The 3,023-nt window shown below is 60.7% G+C and carries 5 protein-coding genes; all 5 read left to right on the top strand.

Features of this window, described 5'->3' with window-relative positions:
• Positions 1 to 580, top strand: a 580-nt coding sequence (locus Q0F21_RS06815; protein ID WP_363282740.1) for an ACT domain-containing protein, incomplete at its 5' end; no start/stop codon positions are given.
• Between the two features lie 3 nt (positions 581 to 583).
• Positions 584 to 1,225, top strand: a complete 642-nt coding sequence (gene rpe / locus Q0F21_RS06810; protein WP_297238553.1) for a ribulose-phosphate 3-epimerase — start codon at positions 584 to 586, stop codon at positions 1,223 to 1,225.
• The gene (locus Q0F21_RS06805; RefSeq protein WP_297238551.1) at positions 1,225 to 1,773 is read left to right on the top strand and encodes a sugar O-acetyltransferase; all 549 of its coding nucleotides are present in this window, start codon (positions 1,225 to 1,227) and stop codon (positions 1,771 to 1,773) included. Before rpe ends, Q0F21_RS06805 begins: the two co-directional genes overlap by 1 nt.
• A 109-nt stretch (positions 1,774 to 1,882) precedes the next feature.
• A complete protein-coding gene (rfbA, locus tag Q0F21_RS06800; RefSeq protein WP_297238549.1) occupies positions 1,883 to 2,764 on the top strand; it encodes a glucose-1-phosphate thymidylyltransferase RfbA in 882 nt (293 codons plus the stop codon).
• Positions 2,761 to 3,023 (top strand): GDP-mannose 4,6-dehydratase (locus Q0F21_RS06795; RefSeq protein ID WP_297238546.1); only part of this gene is annotated, 263 nt, incomplete at its 3' end. The genes rfbA and Q0F21_RS06795, both read left to right, overlap by 4 nt.

Raw genomic sequence — 3,023 nt, 5'->3', positions numbered from 1 at the left:
GCCTACGGTGCAGCAGCGGGAGGACTCCGATGAGACCAAGGTGCCGACGGTAGACCCGGGGCGGATGAAGGAGATCTACACCCTTCGCGCCAACGATGGTATCCGGAACTACATCCGTGCCACCTGCTGCCGACCTGTCTACGGCGAGGAGGTGCACGGGATCATCAATGAGCAGAGACAGCCGGTCGTCCATCTCACCTCCTGCCCCAAGGCTATTCGGCTTAAGGCCACCTATGGCGATGACATCGTCGCCGTCCGCTGGGGACCGCATATACACTCCAACTTCGGCATCACCCTGGAGTTTACCGGCAACGACTCCCCCACCTTCCTCGATGATCTGATCGACATCGTCCGGGAGATGCACATCCCTGTCATCGGCATCCATGTGGACAGCATCCACGGCAGCGCGATCGGCTCCATCCACGTCCGCGTCCGTGATCGGTCCGAGCGTGATGAGATGATGCGCCGGATGCAAGGGGTACTCGGTCTCCTCAAGATCCGCCAGATCTTCCCCGAGTACTCCGAGCAGCGTCGCGGTATCCCCATACCCAATCAAAAACCCTTTATACCCCATAAGTAAGCCATGAAACATACCATCGTCGCTCCCTCCATCCTCTCTGCCGACTTCCTCCACCTCGGTGAGGCGATCCGTCTCGTTGAGGAGAGCGAGGCAGAGTGGGTCCACTGTGACATCATGGACGGGCACTTCGTCCCCAATATCTCCTACGGCATACCTATTGTGAAGGCGGTCCGCCCGGCGACTAAGAAGGTGGTCGACTGCCACCTCATGATCGAACACCCGGAGCTCTATGTGGAGGCCTTTGCTGCCGCCGGTGCGGACATGATCACCGTCCACCAGGAGGCGTGTGTCCACCTCGATAGGCAGGTGGCGCAGATCCACGACCTCGGCTGTAAGGCCGGCGTGGCGCTCAATCCCGCAACCCCCGTGGAGACGCTCGTGGACATCCTCCACGCTGTGGATATGGTGCTGATCATGAGTGTCAATCCCGGATTTGGGGGACAAAAGTTTATCCCTCGGGCATTAGACAAAGTTCGTCGCCTTCGCGCTCTGGCACCCGACCTCCTGATCCAGGTGGACGGCGGCGTCAATGCCGAGACCGGGGCGAAGTTGGTCGCTGCCGGAGCCGATGTGCTGGTGGCAGGGAGCTATGTCTTCGGCGCAGAGGAGCCGAGGGAGGCGATCCGTAGCCTCTACACACTCTGATGAGCCTCCTCGACGATATGCGGAGCGAGCGGCTTTACGACTACTCGTCTCCGGAGCTGGCGGAGAGCTTTCGCCACGCCTCTCGTCTCTGCTGTCGTCTGAGATCCCTCTACCCCGGACACCCCGACTATCGGGCAGTGTTGGAGGAGCTGATCCCCGGCATCCCGGAGAGTGCTACCATCGTCGCCCCCTTTTACTGTGACCATGGTCACGGCATCCGGCTCGGGGAGGAGGTCTTTATCAATGCCGACTGCGTCCTGCTGGACGGCGGTCTGATCACCATAGGGGCACACACCCGCATCGGACCGAAGTGCCAGCTCTACACCCCCGCTCATCCACTTGATGCCGTGGAGCGCCGCCGACCGGTGGAGACGGCTCACCCGATCACCATTGGTGAGGACTGCTGGCTCGGAGGCGGCGTGATCGTCTGTCCCGGTGTGACCATCGGTGACCGCTGCATCATCGCCGCCGGGAGCGTGGTCACACGGGACATCCCCTCCGACTGCCTCGCCGCCGGCAATCCTGCGGTCGTCAAGCGCCATCTCTAATTCATTGCCTGGGGAGCGTATCTGAAGTCTGAGAGCCGTGTCTTGGCTCGTCCCGGGATCGCTTGGTGTGGGGGTAAAGTGCTATCTTTGCTATGTACCACTATAGACGATGAAAGGAATAGTACTTGCCGGCGGGAGCGGCACCCGTCTTTACCCGATCACGAGAGGAGTCTCCAAGCAGCTGCTGCCGGTCTACGACAAGCCGATGATCTACTACCCTATCTCCACCCTCATGCTGGCGGGGATCCGGGAGATCTTGATCATCACCACGCCGGAGGATCGCGCCTCCTACGAGCGGCTTCTGGGGGACGGGCGGTCACTTGGGGTGCGCTTCAGTTATGCCGTGCAGCCGGCACCGGAGGGGCTGGCTCAGGCTTTCCTCATCGGGCGTGACTTCATCGGAGAGGAGGATGTCTGCCTCGTGCTGGGAGATAATATCTTCCACGGTGCCACCTTCACCGGTCTGCTGGAGTCGGCTGTCCGGACGGTCGAGTGCGAGCGGCAGGCGGTGGTCTTCGGCTACCGGGTGAGCGACCCGGAGCGGTACGGCGTGGTGGACTTCGATAGCGAGGGGCGAGCACTCTCCATTGAGGAAAAGCCGAAGGTGCCTCGGTCTCACTTTGCCGTGGTGGGGCTTTACTTTTATCCCAATGACGTCATTAAGGTGGCGGAAGGGGTGAAGCCCTCGGCTCGCGGAGAGCTGGAGATCACGAGCGTCAACCAGCACTACCTCGCTGAGGGGCGTCTCTGTGTGGAGCGCTTCCCGAGGGGCTTCGCGTGGCTCGACACCGGCACCCATCGGTCGCTGAGTGAGGCGGGCGCTTACATCGAGGCGATCGAGAAGCGTCAGGGGCTAAAGGTGGCGTGCCTCGAGGAGATCGCCTACAGCCGTGGATACATCACTGGGGAGGAGCTGCGCCGGATCGCTGAGCCGATGCGACAGAACGAATATGGTCAGTACTTAATCTCTCTATTAGAAGAAGAATCGTGAATAACCCTAATGCTCATATCCTCGTCACCGGCGGGGCGGGCTTTATCGGCAGTGCGCTACTTCGCCGCATGGTGGAGCGTTACCCGGAGAGCCATTTCTACAACTTTGATGCGCTCACCTATGCCGGCAATCTGGAGAACCTTGCCTCGGTAGAGGCGTACCCCAATTACCACTTCATCCAGGGCGACATCGCTGACTACGACTTCGTCCTCCGGATAATGCAGGAGTACCGGATCGATGGGATCATCAACTTTGCTGC

This window comes from uncultured Porphyromonas sp., from assembly GCF_934359325.1.
In the GTDB taxonomy this organism is placed as follows: domain Bacteria; phylum Bacteroidota; class Bacteroidia; order Bacteroidales; family Porphyromonadaceae; genus Porphyromonas_A.
The sequence above is the reverse complement of the archived record's forward strand: the minus strand, read 5'-3'. Positions and strand labels throughout refer to the sequence as shown.

Bases quoted from the DNA above. Each gene is read 5' to 3' on its own strand.
- rfbA (WP_297238549.1), top strand. From the start codon at position 1,883: ATGAAAGGAATAGTACTTGCCGGCGGGAGCGGCACCCGTCTTTACCCG.
- Q0F21_RS06805 (WP_297238551.1), top strand. From the start codon at position 1,225: ATGAGCCTCCTCGACGATATGCGGAGCGAGCGGCTTTACGACTACTCG.
- rpe (WP_297238553.1), top strand. From the start codon at position 584: ATGAAACATACCATCGTCGCTCCCTCCATCCTCTCTGCCGACTTCCTC.